At 36.1% G+C, this 20,433-nt stretch carries 20 protein-coding genes and 1 pseudogene; 20 read left to right on the top strand and 1 reads right to left on the bottom strand.

The window, feature by feature from the left end; all coding sequences use genetic code 11:
* The 9 genes from rlmN (at position 1) to spoVM (ending at position 6,744) form a co-directional block, all read left to right on the top strand.
* The gene (gene rlmN, locus AC4GZ8_RS18530) at positions 1–1,098 is read left to right on the top strand and encodes a dual-specificity RNA methyltransferase RlmN (protein WP_491083378.1); all 1,098 of its coding nucleotides are present in this window, start codon (positions 1–3) and stop codon (positions 1,096–1,098) included.
* A 5-nt stretch (positions 1,099–1,103) separates the two neighbouring features.
* Positions 1,104–1,859, top strand: coding sequence for a Stp1/IreP family PP2C-type Ser/Thr phosphatase (locus tag AC4GZ8_RS18525; protein WP_491083451.1), 756 nt, complete (start codon positions 1,104–1,106; stop codon positions 1,857–1,859).
* Positions 1,853–3,856: a Stk1 family PASTA domain-containing Ser/Thr kinase gene (gene pknB / locus AC4GZ8_RS18520; RefSeq protein ID WP_491083377.1), complete on the top strand. Its 2,004-nt coding sequence runs from the start codon at positions 1,853–1,855 to the stop codon at positions 3,854–3,856. Before AC4GZ8_RS18525 ends, pknB begins: the two co-directional genes overlap by 7 nt.
* A gap of 109 nt (positions 3,857–3,965) precedes the next feature.
* A complete protein-coding gene (gene rsgA / locus AC4GZ8_RS18515) occupies positions 3,966–4,850 on the top strand; it encodes a ribosome small subunit-dependent GTPase A (protein ID WP_491083376.1) in 885 nt (294 codons plus the stop codon).
* A gap of 1 nt (position 4,851) precedes the next feature.
* Complete coding sequence (gene rpe / locus AC4GZ8_RS18510; protein ID WP_491083375.1) at positions 4,852–5,508, top strand: ribulose-phosphate 3-epimerase; 657 nt, start codon at positions 4,852–4,854, stop codon at positions 5,506–5,508.
* 74 nt (positions 5,509–5,582) lie between these two features.
* Positions 5,583–5,759: a hypothetical protein gene (locus AC4GZ8_RS18505; RefSeq protein WP_491083374.1), complete on the top strand. Its 177-nt coding sequence runs from the start codon at positions 5,583–5,585 to the stop codon at positions 5,757–5,759.
* 82 nt (positions 5,760–5,841) lie between these two features.
* Entirely contained in the window at positions 5,842–5,931 is a 90-nt protein-coding gene (locus AC4GZ8_RS18500; RefSeq protein WP_491083373.1) for an SWIM zinc finger family protein, read from the top strand.
* Positions 5,891–6,517: a thiamine diphosphokinase gene (locus AC4GZ8_RS18495; protein ID WP_491083450.1), complete on the top strand. Its 627-nt coding sequence runs from the start codon at positions 5,891–5,893 to the stop codon at positions 6,515–6,517. The genes AC4GZ8_RS18500 and AC4GZ8_RS18495 overlap by 41 nt, the downstream gene beginning before the upstream one ends.
* Before the next feature lie 146 nt (positions 6,518–6,663).
* Positions 6,664–6,744, top strand: coding sequence for a stage V sporulation protein SpoVM (gene spoVM / locus AC4GZ8_RS18490; protein WP_003328987.1), 81 nt, complete (start codon positions 6,664–6,666; stop codon positions 6,742–6,744).
* Between the two features lie 103 nt (positions 6,745–6,847).
* Here spoVM and rpmB read toward each other — a convergent pair whose 3' ends face one another.
* Positions 6,848–7,036, bottom strand: coding sequence for a 50S ribosomal protein L28 (rpmB, locus tag AC4GZ8_RS18485; protein ID WP_491083372.1), 189 nt, complete (start codon positions 7,034–7,036; stop codon positions 6,848–6,850).
* A gap of 275 nt (positions 7,037–7,311) precedes the next feature.
* Between rpmB and AC4GZ8_RS18480 the strand changes: the two genes are divergently transcribed.
* The 11 genes and pseudogenes from AC4GZ8_RS18480 to smc all read left to right on the top strand — a co-directional run bounded on the left by AC4GZ8_RS18480 (position 7,312) and on the right by smc (position 20,415).
* Positions 7,312–7,674, top strand: coding sequence for an Asp23/Gls24 family envelope stress response protein (locus tag AC4GZ8_RS18480; protein WP_491083371.1), 363 nt, complete (start codon positions 7,312–7,314; stop codon positions 7,672–7,674).
* 17 nt (positions 7,675–7,691) lie between these two features.
* Positions 7,692–9,365, top strand: coding sequence for a DAK2 domain-containing protein (locus AC4GZ8_RS18475; protein WP_491083370.1), 1,674 nt, complete (start codon positions 7,692–7,694; stop codon positions 9,363–9,365).
* Between the two features lie 231 nt (positions 9,366–9,596).
* Positions 9,597–9,795, top strand: a pseudogene (locus AC4GZ8_RS18470) (L-serine ammonia-lyase, iron-sulfur-dependent, subunit alpha); the annotation flags it as partial.
* Positions 9,795–11,846 carry an ATP-dependent DNA helicase RecG gene (gene recG / locus AC4GZ8_RS18465; protein WP_491083449.1) on the top strand — a complete coding sequence of 684 codons (2,052 nt, stop codon included), beginning with the start codon at positions 9,795–9,797 and terminating at the stop codon, positions 11,844–11,846. The pseudogene AC4GZ8_RS18470 and the gene recG, both read left to right, overlap by 1 nt.
* A 131-nt stretch (positions 11,847–11,977) precedes the next feature.
* Complete coding sequence (gene fapR, locus AC4GZ8_RS18460; RefSeq protein ID WP_491083369.1) at positions 11,978–12,550, top strand: transcription factor FapR; 573 nt, start codon at positions 11,978–11,980, stop codon at positions 12,548–12,550.
* Positions 12,551–12,558: 8 nt separating this feature from the next.
* Positions 12,559–13,539, top strand: coding sequence for a phosphate acyltransferase PlsX (plsX, locus tag AC4GZ8_RS18455; RefSeq protein WP_491083368.1), 981 nt, complete (start codon positions 12,559–12,561; stop codon positions 13,537–13,539).
* Between the two features lie 18 nt (positions 13,540–13,557).
* Positions 13,558–14,502 carry an ACP S-malonyltransferase gene (gene fabD / locus AC4GZ8_RS18450; protein ID WP_491083367.1) on the top strand — a complete coding sequence of 315 codons (945 nt, stop codon included), beginning with the start codon at positions 13,558–13,560 and terminating at the stop codon, positions 14,500–14,502.
* The gene (gene fabG / locus AC4GZ8_RS18445) at positions 14,502–15,242 is read left to right on the top strand and encodes a 3-oxoacyl-[acyl-carrier-protein] reductase (RefSeq protein WP_491083366.1); all 741 of its coding nucleotides are present in this window, start codon (positions 14,502–14,504) and stop codon (positions 15,240–15,242) included. The genes fabD and fabG overlap by 1 nt, the downstream gene beginning before the upstream one ends.
* A gap of 136 nt (positions 15,243–15,378) precedes the next feature.
* Positions 15,379–15,612 (top strand): acyl carrier protein, encoded by a 234-nt coding sequence (gene acpP, locus AC4GZ8_RS18440; RefSeq protein WP_026559383.1) that lies wholly within the window; start codon positions 15,379–15,381, stop codon positions 15,610–15,612.
* 255 nt (positions 15,613–15,867) lie between these two features.
* A complete protein-coding gene (gene rnc, locus AC4GZ8_RS18435; protein WP_491083365.1) occupies positions 15,868–16,611 on the top strand; it encodes a ribonuclease III in 744 nt (247 codons plus the stop codon).
* A 240-nt stretch (positions 16,612–16,851) separates the two neighbouring features.
* Positions 16,852–20,415: a chromosome segregation protein SMC gene (gene smc / locus AC4GZ8_RS18430; RefSeq protein ID WP_491083364.1), complete on the top strand. Its 3,564-nt coding sequence runs from the start codon at positions 16,852–16,854 to the stop codon at positions 20,413–20,415.
* The last annotated feature ends 18 nt before the right edge of the window (positions 20,416–20,433 follow it).

Raw genomic sequence — 20,433 nt, 5'->3', positions numbered from 1 at the left:
ATGGAACAGATAAAAACAACAAGAACAAAAAAAGACAGCGTGGAGACGGAAACGAAACCCTCCATTTATTCATTAGAGCTACATGAACTTGAGAACTGGCTAAAAGAACAAGGAGAAAAGGCATTTCGAGCAAATCAAATCTTTGATTGGCTCTATTCAAAGCGTGTAACTAGCTTTGAAGATATGTCTAATTTATCCAAAAGTCTTCGCACACTCTTAAATAATCATTTTACATTAACAACACTGAAGACGATTATTCAGCAAACATCTAAGGATGGTACGATTAAATTTTTATTTGAACTTCATGATGGATATTCGATCGAAACGGTTTTAATGAGGCATGATTATGGCAATTCTGTATGTGTAACCACTCAAGTAGGCTGTCGAATTGGTTGTACATTCTGTGCTTCAACACTAGGTGGACTTAAAAGAAACCTTGAAGCAGGAGAAATCGTTGCACAAGTCGTAAAGGTACAGCAAGCACTTGATGAGTTTGATGAGCGTGTTAGTCATGTTGTTATTATGGGAATCGGCGAACCGTTTGATAATTATGATGAAATGATGTCTTTCTTGAAAATTATCAATCATGATAAAGGTTTAAACATTGGGGCAAGACATATTACCGTATCGACAAGTGGAATTATTCCGAAAATCTATAAATTTGCCGATGAAAAGCTCCAAATCAATTTTGCGGTTTCATTACATGCTCCAAACACAGAATTACGATCAAAGCTAATGCCAATAAATAGAGCATATAAACTTCCAGACTTGATGGAAGCAATAAAATACTATGTAAACAAGACAGGAAGACGTGTTAGTTTTGAGTACGGTTTATTTGGTGGAGAAAATGACCAAGTCGAGCATGCTGAAGAGCTTGCAAAGTTAGTAAAAGGTTTAAAGTGTCATATTAATCTTATTCCAGTGAACTATGTACCTGAAAGAAACTATGTGCGTACTCCGAAAGAACAAATTACATTATTTGAAGATACGCTTAAAAAGCACGGTGTAAATGTCACGACAAGAAGAGAACAAGGGCATGATATAGACGCTGCGTGTGGGCAACTTCGAGCGAAGGAGCGAAAAGAGGAGACGAGGTGACCAAGTTGGAGTTTGTTTATCTGTCAGATAGGGGAAAAGTTAGGCAGCAAAACGAAGATTCTGTTGGTGTATTTGAAAACAAATCCGGATTACTAGCCATTGTTGCAGATGGAATGGGTGGTCATTTGGCAGGTGAGGTTGCTAGTCAAATGACAATTTCAACCTTTAAGAAATTCTGGGAGGAAGGTCCAGTTATTAATGGGCCGAGTGATGCAGAAAACTGGTTGACTGAGAAAGTAATTGAAGTAAACAAAGCTGTTTACGAGCACTCTTTATCCCATCCAGAATGCCAGGGGATGGGGACAACAATTGTGACTGTATTAGTTACATCAACGTATGCCACAATTGGTCATATTGGTGACAGCCGCTGTTATCTATTTAATAATAGTGGCTTCAACCAAGTCACACAGGATCATTCTCTGGTTAATGAACTTGTTAAATATGGACAAATATCTAAGGAGGATGCAGAGCATCATCCTCGTAAAAATGTCCTTATACGATCACTGGGAACAGAGGAAACTGTTGAGTTGGATGTAAGGACAATAGAATTGGACGATCATGATCTATTATTGTTATGTTCTGATGGATTGTCGGATAAAGTTTCTGATGAAATACTAGAAAAAGAGCTTGTATCAGCAGATAACCTTGAACAAACAGCTAATAAATTGGTGCAGCTAGCAAATGATAATGGTGGAGAAGACAATATCTCTTTAATCATGATAAAAAAGACAGCACATGAATTAGGTGAAGACTCGTGCTAATAGGTAAAAGAATTAGTGGCCGTTATAAAATTCTAGAAGTAATCGGTGGAGGCGGGATGGCGAATGTCTACCTTGCACGCGATATGATTCTAGAAAGAGAAGTGGCAATGAAAGTATTGCGCTTTGATTTTTCTAATGATGATGAATTCATTAAGCGGTTTAGAAGAGAGGCCCAATCAACAACAAGCTTGGCTCATCCCAATATCGTAAGTATTTATGATGTAGGTGAGGAAGATGGCATTTATTATATCGTCATGGAATATGTAGAGGGTCAAACACTAAAGCAATACATACAGCAATTTGCTCCTGTTCACCCTAGAAAAGCTGTTAGCATTATGGTCCAAATTGCATCTGCCATTCAACACGCACATGATAATCAAATTGTTCATCGTGATATTAAACCTCATAATATTTTGATTGATCATCATGGGAATGTAAAAGTAACAGACTTTGGAATTGCTATAGCATTAAGTGCAACAACCATCACACAAACAAACTCTGTTTTAGGATCTGTCCATTACCTATCACCTGAACAAGCAAGAGGCGGTTTAGCAAATAAAAAATCTGATATCTATTCTATCGGAATTGTGTTATTCGAATTATTAACTGGAAGATTGCCTTTTGACGGTGAGTCTGCTATTTCTATTGCACTAAAGCACCTGCAATCTGAAACACCATCACCTAAGAGATGGAATCCGGATATCCCTCAGAGCATCGAAAATATTATTTTAAAATCAACAGCTAAAGACCCTTTTCATCGGTACGATTCTGTTGAAGAGTTGGAAAAGGATTTGGAAACAGCTTTTGATGTTAATCGAATTTCAGAGCCGCGTTTTGTTATTCCTGATGATGATGAGGCAACAAAGGCTATTCCAATCATTACAAATGAAAATATGGAAAACTACAAGGTCGATGATACGATTATAAGAAATACTGCAAGTGAACCTGTTCTTACCCAACAAAATAATGATTTTGAAAAAGGAAAAAAGGGTAAAAAAGAAAAAAAGCCAAAAAAGAAAAAGAGCAAACTTGCTACTTTTATTATTACCACTTTTATCATAATCATTATGGCAATAATTGCTGCATTTACAATTGTTCCTTCCTTCCTATTACCGAAAGATGTTGAAGTGCCGGACCTAACAGGAGAATCATATGAAGAGGCTGTTACAATCCTGCTTGAACAAGGTTTTGATGTAGGAGAAGAACCAATTCTACTATCTGACGAGGAAATAGAAGAAGGTCATGTTATTAAAACGGAACCAGAAGCAAATTCTGTTGTCAAAGAAGGTTCTGTTGTTACAATTTATGAGAGCACTGGTAAAGAAAAAATTGTTTTAGACGACTATGTTGGCCGTTCAATAGATCGGGTTCGAACAATTCTTCAGTTAAAGGGATTTAAGAATATAAAGGTGACAGAAGAAACACATGATACTGAAGATCCTGGTAGGATCTTATCTCAGGATCCAGAAGTAGGTGAGGAAGTCGTTCCTTCTGAAACAGAGATTGAATTCATTGTTAGCAAGGGCCCTCCTCAAGTGAAAATTGAGGACTTAATTGGGAAAAATAGATCTGAAGTTGATGAATATGTATCAAAATATGGCTTTATTCCAAACGTATCAGAAGAAAATTCTGACACAGTTCCAGAAGGAAAGCTAATTTCTCAATCACCAGAGCCAGGGACTGAAGTTGTTCCGAAAGATACAACATTAAAATTAGTCTATTCATCTGGTCCAAAAGCTAAACCACCAAAAAAAGTAACAAAAACAGTTGAAATTCCATATGAACCAGAAGTAGAAGGAGAAGAATTAACAGTAGATATTTTGATTGATGATGCAACACATTCAATTTCCGACGTGTTTGCTTCATTCCAAATTACAAGTTCACAAGAGAGAACTTTAGAATTCACCATCAATCCAGAAGATGTAGCATATTATCAAATTATTGTTGATGGAAAAGTACGCTCATCTGAAAAAATTGAGTACCCTGCTGATGAGTAACATACAATTCCTAAAACTCTATTTTAAATAATGAACGATTAGTTAAGTAAAACTCCCTAAATGGGAAAAATAATGAGAAATTTGATGACAATCATCAAGGAGGTTTTCCATGCCACAAGGGAAAATTGTGAAGGCTCTTAGTGGTTTTTACTATGTGCAAGACGATGAAAAATTGATTCAATGCCGAGGAAGAGGTGTGTTTCGAAAAAATAAAATTACACCTCTTGTAGGCGATGAAGTTGAGTATCAAGCAGAAAATGATCTAGAAGGTTATATTTTAGAGGTTTTTGAACGCAAAAATGAATTAGTCCGACCGCCGATTTGTAATGTTGATCAAGCAATTCTTGTTTTCTCAGCTGTTGAGCCTGATTTTAGTCCAACTTTGCTAGACCGTTTTTTGGTCCTAATTGAAGCAAATGAAATTAATCCTATTATTGTCATTAGTAAAGCGGATCTTATACCTTCAAATGAAATACGAGAAAAGGTTGACTCTTATGCAAAGGACTATCAAAATGCAGGATACACGGTTCTTTTAACATCAACTGTTGAATCAACAGTTGAAAAGGACTTGTTACCTTATTTAAATGATCATATCTCGGTTTTTGCTGGACAATCAGGAGTTGGGAAATCTTCGTTATTAAATGTCTTAAGGCCTGATCTGGAATTAAAAACAAATGATATTTCTTCCCATCTTGGTCGAGGAAAGCATACAACAAGGCATGTAGAACTCATTCCGGTAGGCACAGGATTTGTTGCAGATACTCCAGGTTTTAGCTCTTTAGATTTTACTGGAATAGAGGTTGAAGATCTTACATATTGTTTCCCGGAAATGAGGGAAAGAAGTGGAGATTGTAAATTCAGAGGATGCACTCATGTAAAAGAGCCGAAATGTGCAATAAAAGAAGCCGTAGAAGCAGGAGAAATTCCTCAGTATCGATATGATCATTATTTAACGTTTGTTGAAGAAATTAAAGATAGAAAGCCGAGGTATTAGTATGATAAAAATTGCTCCATCTATTTTATCGGCAGATTTTGCAAAATTAGGAGAGGAAATTAAAGATGTAGAGAACGGAGGCGCAGATTACATCCATGTTGATGTAATGGATGGACACTTTGTACCAAATATTACAATTGGTCCTTTAATCGTGGAGGCCATTCGTCCCATTACAAAGCTTCCTCTTGATGTTCATTTAATGATTGAACAGCCAGATTTATATATTAAAGAATTTGCAAAAGCCGGTGCAGATATCATTACTGTTCATGTTGAAGCTTGTACACATTTACACCGAACATTACAATTGATCAAATCAGAAGGGATAAAATCAGGTGTTGTATTAAATCCGCACACCCCAATAGAAACGATTGTCCACATTCTTGAGGACATTGACATGGTTTTATTTATGACCGTAAATCCTGGATTTGGTGGACAAACATTTATCCCTCAAGTTTTACCAAAGATCAAGCAATTATCAAACTTAGTGAAAGAGAAACAGCTTACGATTGATATTGAAGTTGATGGTGGAGTAAATGAAGAAACAGCAAAATTATGCGTTGAAGCGGGCGCAAATGTCCTTGTTGCAGGATCATTCATCTACAACAATCCTGATCGACATCAAGCTATTCAAAGTTTAAAACAAGCTGTTCTTTCCTAACTTATTAATAAATTCATTGAAAATAAACCATCCTATTTAATGTAAAGATGTAAAGTAAATAGGGGGTTAAAGCCATGAATTTTTCAAAGGAAGATATGGCCATCATTGAACAAGCACTAAAAACTGTTTCGAAAAATAGCTCTGATTATCAAGAGATTGAACAATATGAAACAGTCCTTCAAAAGTTTAAAAACATTGGGGAAAACAACCAACTAGATGGCTTTAGATATGATTATGATGATAATATGTAAGAAGATGAAAGTTCTGACATGGTGATTGTGTCAGGCTTTTTTCTTATTTTTACGGCTTTCATTCATATATTAATTAGCTATATTGATAATATTATTGGGAGAAGGAAGAACGTATGACAACAATTGCTCTTGTGGCAGGTGGTCCAAGGGAAAACCTTGCCAACTTAACTAAATATCATACAGAAGAAATGATTTGGGTTGGAATTGATAGGGGATCTCGCTATCTATTAGATCTTAATTTACCTTTACATTATGCATTTGGTGATTTTGATTCAATATCAGAAAAAGAACATGAAAATTTAAAGGCGAAAATTCCGGATTTAAATACATTACCTTCTGAAAAGGATAAAACGGATACTGAAATCGCATTAGATTGGGCAATTTCTCAAAAGCCGGATCAGATATTTATTTTTGGTGCAACAGGTGGAAGGCTTGATCACTTATTAGGGAATATTCACCTTCTTACGAAATCCACTTTAACTTTATCGAAAATTGACTTAATTGATCAACAAAATCGAATCACGCTCTATACACCAGGTACATATACAGTTAAGAGGCAAATGGAGTGGAACTACATTTCATTTATTGCCATAAGTCCTGATATACATGGCTTAACTTTAGACGGATTCAAGTATCCTTTGAAAAACTGTCATATCAGGCTTGGGTCCACATTATGTATTAGTAATGAACTCATTGGTGATGTAGGTACTTTTTCTTTCCAAGATGGCATATTATTAATGATAAGAAGCCGTGATTAACTTGCTAACAATGAACAAGATAGCGTCATTTTTTTAAAAGAGACTGAATATAATCTAAAGAACTGATTCATACCATTTTTTGACGCTTCTAGCACCTTTGAACAAGCTTTTATCCTTGTTTAATGATTTGGTTGAGGAGGGAAATAATGAAATTTTATACAATTAAGCTACCGAAGTTTTTAGGAGGAATTGTTCGAGCAATGCTCGGTTCGTTTAAAAAAGATTAAGAAAAAAGCACCGATATATCGGTGCTTTTTCCTATTGTTTCGCTTTATAAGAATCTATATTCTCGAAGGTAAGAGAATAAGTTTTGAGTAAGCTTAATAAAAATTAAACTCGCTCAACTTTACCTGATCTTAAAGCGCGAGCAGATACATATACTCTTTTTGGTTTTCCGTTAACTAAGATGCGAACTTTTTGAAGGTTTGCGCCCCAAGAACGTTTGTTAGCGTTCATCGCGTGTGAACGAGAGTTACCTGAGCGAGTTTTTCTACCAGTAACAACGCATTTACGTGCCATGTTATTCCCTCCTTACTACAAAAAAACACTACATATTTTACGATAATCATGTACATAGCCATGAGATACTTTAATAATTTATCATAACTGCCAATAGAATGCAATACTTCTACAATAGTCTTTCAAGAATTTTTCCTTGACATAGTATTTTATGTATTGTTGTATATAATAGTAGTACTTGTATTTTACCTCGGACTTATAATCGCTTTTAAAATGTGTAGGCTTATAGTAAAATAACTATAGCCAGTGCGAACAATTCCAAAGGGGGAACTAATATGTCCATTGAATTAAAAACAATGTACGGACAAATCGATATTTCCAACGAAGTCGTTGCTACTGTTGCAGGTGGTGCAGCCATTGACTGCTATGGTATTGTTGGAATGGCATCAAAGAATCAAATAAAAGACGGTCTTACCGATATCTTAAGAAAAGAAAACTTTAGCAGAGGCGTAATCGTTCGCCAGGATGACGATTCGATTAATATAGATATGTATATCATCGTCAGCTATGGTACAAAAATTTCTGAAGTCGCACATAACGTTCAAACGAAAGTGAAGTATACGTTAGATCAGACGGTTGGACTTGCTGTTGATTCTGTAAATATTTTTGTACAAGGAGTTCGTGTTGCGAACCCGTAGTAAGGAGGAAACTACCTGTGTCTAATACAACCTTAGATGGTAAGCAGTTTGCGGAGATGATTTTGCAAGGTGCGAACCACCTATCAAATAATGCGAAATTTGTCGATGCACTCAATGTGTTTCCAGTTCCAGATGGAGATACTGGTACAAACATGAATTTATCAATGACATCAGGCGCAAATGAAGTTAGAAATAATCATTCCGACCACATAGGGAAAGTTGGGAATGCGCTTTCAAAAGGGCTCTTAATGGGTGCAAGAGGAAACTCTGGTGTTATTCTTTCACAATTGTTTAGAGGGTTTTCTAAATCGATTGAGGCTAAAGCAAAAATAAATGCAACTGAGTTCGCAGCAGCTCTTCAAGCTGGTGTAGATACAGCTTATAAAGCTGTTATGAAACCAGTTGAAGGTACAATTTTAACAGTTGCTAAAGATGCCGCAAAAGCTGCAGTCCTTGCTGCTGATACGGAGACATCGATCACAAAGGTTATGGAGTTGACATTAAAGGAAGCGGAAGCATCCTTAAAACGGACTCCTGAGCTGTTACCTGTTTTAAAAGAAGTTGGTGTAGTGGATAGTGGTGGTCAAGGCTTAGTGTTTGTGTATGAAGGCTTTTTATCAGTTCTAAAGGGAGAAAAACTTGATACAACACATGTCAGAACACCATCAATGGATGAGCTCGTAAACGCAGAACATCATAAGAGTGTCCAAGGCCATATTAATACAGAAGATATTGAATTCGGATATTGTACGGAATTTATGGTTCGCTTTGAAGCTGACAAAACACCATTTCATGAGGAAACGTTTAGAAAGGACCTTAGTCAATTCGGTGATTCATTATTAGTTATTGCAGATGATGAGTTGGCAAAAGTACATATACATGCAGAGCACCCTGGTGAAGTTCTATCTTATGGACAAAAATATGGAAATCTTATAAATATGAAAATAGAAAATATGAGACAGCAACATACAGATATAGTTGGAGAAAAAGCTCAGTCGACTCCATCTGTGAACACAGAAGAGAAAAAGGAAAAAAGTAAGTATGGCATTGTGACTGTTTCTATGGGTAAAGGAATTGCTGAATTATTTAGAAGCATTGGAGCAAATGAGGTCATTGAAGGCGGTCAAACAATGAATCCGAGTACAGAGGACATTGTTAAGGCGATTCATGACGTTAATGCTGAAAATATTATCATCCTTCCAAACAACTCTAATATTGTGATGGCTGCTCAACAAGCTGCATCTGTTGTAGAAGAAAATGTGATTGTAATCCCGTCGAAGACTGTTCCACAAGGAATGGCGGCATTACTAGCGTTCAACCCTACTGTGGAATCAGAAGAAGTTGAGGGGTTGATGAATGAAGCCTTACAACATGTGAAGAGTGGTCAAATCACATACGCAGTACGTGATACAAATATTGATGGACTCGACATTTCAAAAGGCGATTTTATGGGAATTTCAAATGGTAAAATCGTTATTACAGATAGAGAACAATTAGCAGCTTCTAAAAAGCTTCTCACAGAAATGATTTCAGATGATGATGAAATTGTCACTATTATTCAAGGAGAAGATGCATCAGACGAGGAAACAGACCAGCTGCTGCAATATGTTGAAGAGATGTTTGAAGATGTTGAAGTTGAAGTGCACAAAGGTGACCAGCCTTTATATTCATATATCTTTTCAGTTGAATAACAAACAACAAAAACCCAGATTTTCTGGGTTTTTTGTTGTTCATAGATATATATCTACAGTAAATTGTTTGAATAATTCCTCAATTCTTCAAATCATGCTGTTTCAGCTGAAATCTGTTAAACTAACATTGTAGGAAACGAATGTTCCCTAATCATTAGTTACTAGCATATAATAATGAAAAATCTTTATCTATAATAACATACAGCGGGTTCAGAAAGAATTGGAAGGACGGCAAATGCTATGATTGCTGCAAATATGGCTTTGACAGGTATTAGCTAGTAGAATTCCATGTGATGAAGAGATAGAGGTTATGTTTAAAAAAGGCCAAACAATGTATACCGTACTGAAAGAAACTGCACAAGGAGGGGGAGCTGCGACTCCAACAGGTCAACAGCAAAAGGCTCGGATCTTTGGAAATACGCAAAAATGATGGTGGAAAATAAATTATTAGAACCAATTTCTGTTTTAAAAGGTGTAGGAAGTGAAACCGAAGAATCATTGAATGATGTTGGAATCTACACAATTCAAGATCTTCTGGAATATTTTCCATACCGTTATGATGATAATAGCTTGCGAGATTTGGAAGATGTAAAGCATGAAGAGCGTGTAACCGTAGAGGGGAGGGTGCACAGTGAACCTTCTCTTACCTTTTTTGGGAAAAAGCGTTCTCGTTTAACTTTTAGATTGCTAGTAGGGCGATATCTATTGTCAGTTGTTTGCTTTAATCGTCCATATTTTAAAAATAAACTTGCTATTGATTCGACTGTCACTGTTACTGGAAAATGGGACAAGCATAGACAAACTATTACCGTCCAACAATTAACGTTCGGACCTAAGCAAGAATTATCTGGCATAGAACCGATTTACTCTGTAAAAGGAAAACTTACAGTAAAGGGAATGCGAAAATTTGTTTCACTGGCACTATCAAATTATTTACAGGATATCGAGGAAATCCTCCCAATTGATTTATTACAAAAGTATAAGTTGATGACAAGGAGAGAAGCACTTCAAACGATTCACATGCCAGAAGAAAAAGAATACTTAAAATTAGCTCGCAGGCGTTTTGTGTACGAAGAATTTTTATTATTTCAACTTAAAATGCAAGCGCTAAGGAAAGTACAACGTGAACAATCCAAAGGTGCTGTACATCAATACTCAAAGGAGAAACATCAAAAATTTATTGATGCATTACCATTTCCACTCACAAACGCTCAATCAAAGGTAGTGAATGAAATTTTACAGGATATGACGTCGCCTTATCGAATGAATCGTTTATTACAGGGAGATGTTGGATCGGGTAAAACCGTTGTAGCAGCTATTGCTATTTATGCAGCGGTGCTATCTGGTAATCAAGCTGCACTTATGGTTCCAACCGAAATTTTAGCGGAGCAGCATGCCGATTCACTTTTTAGACTTTTTGAGCCATTTGATGTAACAGTTGCATTGCTGACAAGTTCAGTAAAAGGGAAAAAGCGAAAAGAATTGCTTGAAAAAGTAGCAAACAATGAAATTCATCTATTGATTGGTACTCATGCCTTAATCCAAGATGAAATAAAATTTCATAACCTTGGCCTTGTCATAACAGATGAACAACATCGCTTTGGTGTGGAACAAAGACGAATGCTCCGCGAAAAAGGCGCGTATACGGATGTCTTGTTCATGACTGCAACACCTATTCCTAGAACATTAGCGATTACAGCATTTGGAGAAATGGATGTATCGATTATTGATGAACTACCTGCCGGAAGAAAAACAATTGAAACATATTGGGTTAAGCCTACAATGCTCGAGCGGATCTTAGCTTTCATTGAAAAGGAATTATCAAAAGGCCGCCAAGCATATGTTATTTGTCCATTAATCGAGGAATCTGATAAATTAGATGTTCAAAATGCTCTTGATGTTCATAGTATGTTAACTCACTATTATCAAGGTAGATTTCAAGTCGGACTTATGCATGGACGTCTCTCATCAGAAGAAAAAGATTCTGTTATGAGAGATTTTAGCCAAAATGAAATTCATGTATTAGTTTCAACTACTGTTGTTGAAGTTGGGGTAAATGTACCAAATGCAACAACAATGGTTATTTACGATGCAGAACGATTTGGCCTTTCTCAACTCCACCAATTAAGAGGACGTGTAGGGCGAGGCAGTGAACAATCATATTGTATTTTACTTGCAGATCCTAAATCAGAAACAGGAAAAGAACGAATGAAAATCATGACAGAGACAAATGATGGATTTGTCCTCTCAGAACGTGATTTAGAGTTAAGAGGACCTGGAGACTTTTTTGGAAAAAAACAAAGTGGAATGCCAATCTTTAAAGTTGCTGATATGGTGCATGATTATCGTGCATTAGAAGTGGCAAGACAAGATGCAACAGAACTAATTCAGTCGAATGCATTTTGGCATGACGAAAAATATGAATTATTAAGAGACTACTTATATCAATCAGGCATTTTAGATGGTGAAAAACTAGATTGATTATATGCCTTTTTAATAGAATTAAAACATTTTCTAGAAAACAGATGGCAATACAGTTGCAATCTGTTTTCTTTATCTATATACTACTATTAGTACCTAGTCTTAATAGTTCGGACGGTGTCATTGAAATCATGAGAAAAAATAAAAAAGAGAGACAGCTGTTATTACAGGAAACAATCGCTAACACACCATTCATAACCGATGAAGAACTAGCTGAAAAGTTTCAAGTTAGTATTCAAACGATACGCTTGGATAGGTTAGAATTATCTATTCCTGAATTAAGAGAACGAATAAAACACGTAGCTGAAAAGAAACTAGATGATGAAGTAAGGGCATTACCGATAGAAGAAGTAATAGGAGAGATTATTGACTTGCAACTAGATGAGTCGGCTATCTCTATTTTAGAAATAAAAAAAGAGCACGTTTTTAGTAGAAATCAAATTGCCAGAGGTCACCACTTATTTGCACAAGCAAACTCATTGGCTGTCGCGATGATTAATGATGAATTGGCGTTAACTGCAAAGGCTAATATTCGTTTTACAAGACAAGTAAAAGAAAATGAGCGGGTAATCGCTAAGGCCAAAAAGGTGAAAACTGACTCTGAACCTAAACGAACTACTGTTGAGGTAAATAGTTATGTCGGCAATGAATTAGTTTTTTCTGGTGAGTTTGAAATGTATCGCTCAAATCAAACACAAAGGTAGGTTACATAATGAAGCTAGCGATCGATGCAATGGGCGGAGATCATGCACCGCAAGCAATTGTTGAAGGTGTTATGAAAGCTATTTCCGCTTTTCCTGATTTAGAGGTTACACTAGTTGGTCAAGAAGAGAAAATAAAAGCCTATTTAACAGATGCAACTAGAATTACAATTATACATACTGATGAAGTAATTGAAGGAACAGATGAGCCTGTTCGTGCAGTTAGACGTAAAAAAAATGCGTCAATGGTTTTAATGGCAAATGAAGTCAAAGAAGGCAGAGCAGATGGGTGTATTTCAGCAGGAAACACGGGAGCACTTATGACTGCTGGATTATTTGTTATAGGAAGAATTGAAGGAATTGAAAGGCCTGCATTATCCCCAACATTGCCAACTTTGGATGGGAAAGGATTTTTGTTTTTAGATGTCGGAGCAAATGTTGATGCAAAACCAGAACATTTATTACAATATGCCATCATGGGATCGGTATATGCAGAAAAAGTTAGAGGTATTAAAAATCCTCGAGTAGGCCTATTGAATGTCGGGACAGAAGATAAAAAAGGGAATGACTTAACAAAGCAAACCTTTGAACTATTAAAAGAAACAAATCTTAATTTTATTGGAAATGTTGAATCACGGGATTTGATGGAATCTGTGGCAGACGTTGTTGTAACCGATGGATTTACAGGAAATATAGCCCTCAAGACAATCGAAGGTACAGCTCTTTCTGTATTCTCTATGTTAAAGTCTGCTTTAACAAGCAATTTTACTTCAAAGCTTGCTGCAGGGATATTAAAACCTCAATTAAAGGTTATTAAACAGCAAATGGATTATTCAGAGTATGGCGGAGCTGCTTTATTTGGGTTGAAGGCTCCTGTAATAAAAGCTCACGGTTCGTCCGATGCAAATGCGATTTATAATGCTATCCGTCAAACAAGAGAAATGGTATCGAATGATGTATCCGGTACAATTCTTTCTTCATTAAATGGTTAGGAAACGGAGGAATTCTAGATGACAAAGATTGCATTTTTATTTCCTGGTCAAGGCTCACAGATTGTTGGCATGGGAAAGGACTTCTATCAAGAAATTGTAGAGTCAAAAGAAATCTTTGATAAAGCCGACAAAAAATTAGGACAAGAACTAAAAGAACTAATTTTTGAAGGACCGCAAGATACATTAACTTTAACTTATAATGCACAACCGGCATTACTAACAACAAGTATGGCTATATTAGAATATGTAAAAAAATTCAACATTCACGCTGACTTTGTTGCAGGTCATAGCTTAGGTGAATACTCAGCACTTGTCGCAGCAGGAGTATTGAATTTTGAAGATGCAGTTTATGCTGTGAAAAAGCGTGGAGAGTATATGGATGAAGCTGTACCAGCAGGTCAGGGGGCAATGTCAGCTATTTTAGGTATGTCCGCTGAAGAATTAGAAAAAATCACAAATGAAGTGACTGAAAATGGTGATTCTGTTCAGTTGGCGAATTTAAATTGTCCAGGACAAATTGTTATTTCTGGAACAGCTAACGGTGTTGAAAAAGCATCAGCGCTTGCAAAAGAAAATGGAGCAAAAAGAGCAATACCTCTAGTTGTAAGTGGTCCATTTCATTCTGAATTAATGAAACCTGCCGCTGAAAAATTTGATCAGGTACTATCTGAATTAAGCTTTAAGGATGCAGCTATTCCGGTGGTTGCAAATGTAACAGCACAGCCAGTACAAAGTCACCAAGAGATTAAGGATTTACTTGTAAAACAGTTATACTCACCTGTAAGATGGGAAGAATCAGTAAGAACAATGATTGAAAATGGTGTGACAACTTTTGTAGAAATTGGACCTGGTAAAGTATTAACTGGTTTAGTGAAAAAAATTAACCGTTCTGTAACTGTTCATAATATTTTCGACCTTGACTCCTTAAAGGGTACGGTAGATAAATTGAAGGGGGAAGCCTAATGTTGAGCAATAAAGTAGCTCTAGTGACTGGAGCATCACGGGGAATTGGAAGAGCAATTGCTTTAGATCTTGCAAAGAATGGTGCAAGTGTTGCGATTAACTATGCTGGAAATGAAGCAAAGGCAAATGAGGTCGTAGATGAAATTAAAGGAAATGGCGGACAAGCTATAGCGATTAAAGCAGATGTGTCGGATAGTGATGATGTTCAGCAAATGGTAAAAGAAGTGATCAAGGAATTTGGTCAGTTAGATATTCTTGTAAACAATGCGGGAATTACAAGGGATAATCTCCTAATGCGGATGAAAGATTCGGAATGGGATGATGTCATTGATACAAATTTAAAGGGAGTATTTCTTTGCACAAAAGCAGTTACAAGGCAAATGATGAAGCAAAGAAATGGTCGTATAATTAACATTACATCTGTTGTTGGTGTAAGTGGAAATCCAGGCCAAGCAAATTATGTAGCAGCAAAAGCGGGTGTGATAGGATTAACAAAAACGACAGCAAAAGAATTAGCATCAAGAAATATTACCGTAAATGCGGTTGCTCCTGGTTTTATCACAACAGATATGACTGATGAGCTAAATGACGAAATCAAAGCAGATTTGCTTAAACAAATTCCGTTAGCAACTTTGGGAGAACCAAGTGATATAGCTAATATGGTCACATTTCTTGCTTCAGAGAAAAGTAAATATATTACAGGTCAAACGCTTCATGTTAATGGCGGAATGGTCATGTAAGTTTCTTTCTTTTTGTATTTCCTTTAACCATTTAGGAAAACTAGTAATAAAATAAGATTTTTAAAGAAAATACTAGAATGAAACCTAGTTTTTCACAATGAAATCATCTATAATACTTGAGGGGAGGTGAAGGAAAATGGCAGATGTTTTAGAACGTGTAACAAAGATTATCGTTGACCGCTTAGGTGTTGATGAAGCTGAAGTAAAGTTGGAGTCTTCATTTAAAGATGATCTTGGAGCAGATTCCCTAGATGTAGTTGAGCTTGTTATGGAACTTGAAGATGAGTTCGATATGGAAATTTCTGACGAAGATGCAGAAAAAATCGGTACAGTGGGTGACGCTGTTAACTACATAAATAGCCAACAGTAATGTTGCTGATAAAGTCCCGTATGTATTACGGGACTTTACCCCTTTTATTTAGCCTTTTCAAACTCAATATTTTTACGTAATATTAGACTTCTATGCTTAATTATAAGCATACTGTATACTAGAGAAAACAAATTTGGAATAACATAAGCTACTTCATAATTCAAGGGAACAAAAACAATTACCTTCAATTATGAAGTGTCTTATATAAGGTTAAACAAGGAGTTACTTTCGCATCTAAATTGGAGGTACCAAGCTATGGCAAGACATATTAATTATAAAGAGAGACGTTCTTTTGCTAAAAAAGCGGAAGAGTTTAAAAAATTTCAAGAGAATATTGGTCATACGTTCGCGAATGAAAAACTCTTGTATCAAGCTTTCACTCATTCATCATATGTTAATGAGCATCGAAAAAAACCATATGAAGACAATGAGAGGTTAGAATTCTTAGGTGATGCTGTTCTTGAATTGACAATTTCTCAATACCTATATAAGAAATATCCTATGATGAGCGAAGGAGAACTAACGAAACTACGCGCTGCAATCGTGTGTGAACCATCACTTGTTGGTTTTGCTAATTCCCTATCATTCGGTAATTTGGTGTTATTAGGAAAAGGAGAAGAAATGACTGGTGGGCGCACTCGACCTGCATTACTTGCTGACGTTTTCGAAGCATTCATTGGAGCACTATATTTGGATCAAGGACTTAATGCGGCAGTCCAATTTTTGGAAAAGTTTGTCATTCCTAAAGTAGATGAAGGAGCTTTTTCACATGTGATGGATTTCAAGAGTCAACTTCAAGAGCTTGTTCAAAGAGATACAAAAGGGACATTAGAGTATAAAATTCTCCATGAAAAAGGGCCTGCACATAACCGTGAATTCGTCTCAACTGTATCGTTAAATGGTGAGGTGTATGGAACAGGAAGCGGCAAATCAAAAAAAGAAGCCGAACAGCATGCTGCACAAGAAGCTCTATCAAAGCTCCAACAAATCAATAAATAATGTCTAGTTTAAAGGACAACCTCATGATCGTATGTGATGAAAAAACACACGAAATGAAGGAGTTGTCCTTTTTTAAGGTTTATCTTTCTATAATCATGCAAGGTTTAAAAAAACTATCAGTTATATCGACATATTATGATAAAATATGAAATAGTTTGTCATAAATATGAAGCATAAAGAAAGTCGTTTACAACACAATTGACGATTACATCATAAAAAGAAAAAGTAAGGAGGATCACAATGTTCCTCAAACGTTTGGATATTGTTGGATTCAAGTCCTTTGCTGAACGAGTCACCGTAGATTTTGTCAAAGGTGTTACCGCAGTAGTAGGACCTAATGGCAGTGGAAAAAGTAATATTACCGACGGTATAAGATGGGTGCTTGGAGAACAGTCGGCAAAATCTTTACGCGGTGTAAAAATGGAGGATATTATTTTTGCAGGTAGCGATTCTAGAAGGAGTCTTAATGTTGCAGAAGTAACCCTAACATTAGATAACGAAGACCATTTTCTTCCAATTGATTATCATGAGGTGAGTGTTACTCGCCGCGTGTACCGTTCAGGAGAAAGTGAGTTCTTTATCAATAAACAAAGCTGTCGATTAAAGGATATAGTAGACCTGTTTATGGATTCGGGTTTAGGAAAAGAAGCATTTTCAATCATAAGCCAAGGGAAAGTAGAAGAGATTCTTAGCAGCAAATCAGAGGAACGACGTACGATTTTTGAAGAGGCTGCAGGAGTATTAAAATATAAATCTCGAAAAAAGAAGGCAGAATATAAACTTGCTGAAACCCAGGAAAATCTAAATCGTGTCAATGATATTCTTCATGAATTGGAAGGGCAGGTTGAACCATTAAAGATACAAGCTTCAATTGCCAAGGACTACTTGGAAAAAAAGGAAGAACTTGAACAGATTGAAGTGGCTTTAACAGTATATGAGATAGAGGAGCTTCATCAAAAGTATGAAACTCTTTCTAAATCTGTTGAAAAAAATAAGGACCTTGAGGTAAACCTTTCTGCTACAATGCAGAAAAAAGAAGCTGCTGTTGAACAAATGAAAGATCATGTGAGTGCATTAGACGACTCTATAGATGATCTTCAACAGGTTCTTCTCTTAGCAAGTGAAGAGTTAGAAAAGCTAGAAGGTAGAAAAGAAGTACTTAAAGAAAGAAAGAAAAATGCTCATCAAAATAAAGCGCAATTAGAAAAGACAATTGAAGAATTAACAACACAAATTTCTCAATTACGTAATGAAAAATCAGAACAGGAAATGCTTCTTGAAGTCTATACAAACGAATTAGAGATTATAAAAAAAGATTTGTCAGAAAAACAAAAGATGGCATTGTCATATGATCAAAATATCGACGAGCTAATTGAAGAATTAAAAAGCGAATATTTTGAACTACTAAATGAGCAAGCAACTGCTCGTAATGAGATTCAATATTTAAATGAACAATTATCTCAGCAAGAAAGAAAAAATGAGAGATTGCTAGACTCGAATAAACGTTATGTGGAAGAGCGTCAAGAAATCTTAGAGAAAAAATTAAAGATTGAAGCTAATTATTCTCTTGTAGAAAAACAATTATCAGATCAAATCAAGAGTTTTCGCGACACATCTAATAAACTAGAAAACCTTAAAAATTCTTTTCAAAAAAAGGAATCTGCATTATATCAGGCATATCAATTGTTACAACAAACTCGTTCACGAAAAGAAGTATTAGAATCAATGCAAGAAGACTATGCAGGTTTTTTCCAAGGAGTTAAAGAAATCCTTAAAGCAAAAGATAAGCTCGGAGGAATTCATGGAGCTGTCGCAGAATTAATTACAACAGACAAGGACTTTGAAACAGCAATTGAAATTGCGTTAAGCAGCTCCATGCAGCATGTGGTTGTTGAAGATGAAGGAGCTGCAAGAAAAGCGATCCAATTCTTAAAGCAAAATTCTTATGGTCGAGCTACTTTTCTCCCTCTGTCTGTTATAAAAGAGCGTGCCATCAACCAGCATGACTTAAATTTGATTCAAAATCATCCTGCTTTTATTGGGATAGCCAAGAATCTAGTGAAATACGAACCTATGTTTAAATCCATTATCGCTAATCTTCTTGGAACAGTCATTGTTACCTCTGATCTTAAAGGAGCAAATGATATCGCAAAGTTAATGAATTATCGTTATCGACTTGTAACACTGCAAGGAGATGTTGTAAATCCTGGAGGCTCGATGACTGGTGGAGCTGTTAAGCAAAAAAACAATTCTTTATTAAGTCGACAACGAGAAGTTGAACAAATTGTGGAAAAATTAGCGGTGATGGAAGAGAAAACGGAAGAGTTAGAAAAAGATGTGAAGGCAACGAAGAGCATGATAGTAGAGCAAGAAAATTTGCTTGAGAAATTACGATCTAAAGGTGAAACCCTCAGGTTAGAAGAACAAAGAATTCGGGGCGAAATTCGGGAAATCGAATTGAATGAAAAAAATGTAAATGATCATTTAACTTTATATGATGCAGAACGTGAAGCATATGACGCTGAAAAGGATCGAATGGAACGGCGCAAAAAAGAGCTTGAGGTCAAACTACAAGAAGTGTCAACAAAAATAGTTGAACTAGATCAAAAAATTGAAGAAATGTCTAAGAAGAAAAGTTCACAGCAAACCTCAAAAGATGAACTGCAAGGTGAACTAACGGAATTAAAAGTTGTGCTAGCAGGCAAACAACAGTTATTTGAAAATCAGAAGGAAAAAGTAGAAAGAATTAATGCAGAACTAATACAGGCACAACAAAAACATGATGAGGCAGCAGAAGATTATTCTCTACTTTCGAATGAAATGTCATCAAGCTCATCAGGAGAAGAAAAACTAGAAGAAGCAGCAACAAAAAAGCTTCAAGATAAGAATAAAACAATTGAATTAATTGCAAGCAGGAGAGAGGAACGTTTGCATTTGCAAGGAAAACTTGAATTTGAAGAAAATGAGCTAAAAGAGTTGAAACGTCAGGATAAACAATTGCAGGATATCCTAAAAGATGAGGAAGTGAAGCTAAACAGACTTGACGTCGAACTTGATAATCGCTTAAATCATTTACGTGAGGAATATCTCTTAACCTATGACGGAGCAAAAGAGAAATACTCACTTGAGGTTGAAGTAGAGGAAGCGAGAAAGCGTGTTAAGCTGATCAAACTTGCAATTGATGAATTAGGAACGGTAAACTTAGGGGCGATTGATGAATATGAACGTGTTTCTGAACGATTCACCTTTTTGACAGAGCAGCGTGATGATTTATTAGAAGCAAAAGATACACTTTATCAAGTGATCGATGAAATGGATGACGAAATGAAAAAAAGGTTTGAACAAACCTTTAATGCGATTCGCTCACACTTCGAATCTGTATTCCAAGCACTATTTGGCGGGGGAAGAGCAGAGCTTAAACTAACGGATCCTAGTGATTTGTTAAACACAGGTGTAGAAATTGTTGCACAGCCGCCAGGAAAAAAACTGCAAAATCTTGGCTTGCTTTCCGGGGGAGAACGTGCGCTAACAGCTATTGCTTTACTATTTTCCATCCTGAAAGTCCGACCTGTTCCGTTTTGTGTACTAGATGAAGTAGAGGCAGCTCTTGATGAGGCCAATGTACATCGATTTGCCCAGTATTTAAAGAAGTTCAGTCATGAAACTCAATTTATCGTCATCACACACCGGAAAGGCACAATGGAAGAAGCTGATGTATTATATGGAGTAACGATGCAAGAGTCAGGTGTTTCAAAACTTGTGTCAGTTAGACTAGAAGAGACAAAAGAATTAGTTCAATCTTAACCGAAAGGACGATTTATT

This window comes from Metabacillus sp. RB-C-LZQ-3-1 (assembly GCF_058315175.1).
The sequence above is the reverse complement of the archived record's forward strand: the minus strand, read 5'-3'. Positions and strand labels throughout refer to the sequence as shown.

Bases quoted from the DNA above. Each gene is read 5' to 3' on its own strand.
- rlmN (WP_491083378.1), top strand. From the start codon at position 1: ATGGAACAGATAAAAACAACAAGAACAAAAAAAGACAGCGTGGAGACG.
- rsgA (WP_491083376.1), top strand. From the start codon at position 3,966: ATGCCACAAGGGAAAATTGTGAAGGCTCTTAGTGGTTTTTACTATGTG.
- rpe (WP_491083375.1), top strand. From the start codon at position 4,852: ATGATAAAAATTGCTCCATCTATTTTATCGGCAGATTTTGCAAAATTA.
- AC4GZ8_RS18505 (WP_491083374.1), top strand. From the start codon at position 5,583: ATGAATTTTTCAAAGGAAGATATGGCCATCATTGAACAAGCACTAAAA.
- spoVM (WP_003328987.1), top strand. From the start codon at position 6,664: ATGAAATTTTATACAATTAAGCTACCGAAGTTTTTAGGAGGAATTGTT.
- rpmB (WP_491083372.1), bottom strand. From the start codon at position 7,036: ATGGCACGTAAATGCGTTGTTACTGGTAGAAAAACTCGCTCAGGTAAC.
- AC4GZ8_RS18480 (WP_491083371.1), top strand. From the start codon at position 7,312: ATGTCCATTGAATTAAAAACAATGTACGGACAAATCGATATTTCCAAC.
- recG (WP_491083449.1), top strand. From the start codon at position 9,795: ATGGTGGAAAATAAATTATTAGAACCAATTTCTGTTTTAAAAGGTGTA.
- fapR (WP_491083369.1), top strand. From the start codon at position 11,978: ATGAGAAAAAATAAAAAAGAGAGACAGCTGTTATTACAGGAAACAATC.
- plsX (WP_491083368.1), top strand. From the start codon at position 12,559: ATGAAGCTAGCGATCGATGCAATGGGCGGAGATCATGCACCGCAAGCA.
- fabD (WP_491083367.1), top strand. From the start codon at position 13,558: ATGACAAAGATTGCATTTTTATTTCCTGGTCAAGGCTCACAGATTGTT.
- fabG (WP_491083366.1), top strand. From the start codon at position 14,502: ATGTTGAGCAATAAAGTAGCTCTAGTGACTGGAGCATCACGGGGAATT.
- acpP (WP_026559383.1), top strand. From the start codon at position 15,379: ATGGCAGATGTTTTAGAACGTGTAACAAAGATTATCGTTGACCGCTTA.
- rnc (WP_491083365.1), top strand. From the start codon at position 15,868: ATGGCAAGACATATTAATTATAAAGAGAGACGTTCTTTTGCTAAAAAA.
- smc (WP_491083364.1), top strand. From the start codon at position 16,852: ATGTTCCTCAAACGTTTGGATATTGTTGGATTCAAGTCCTTTGCTGAA.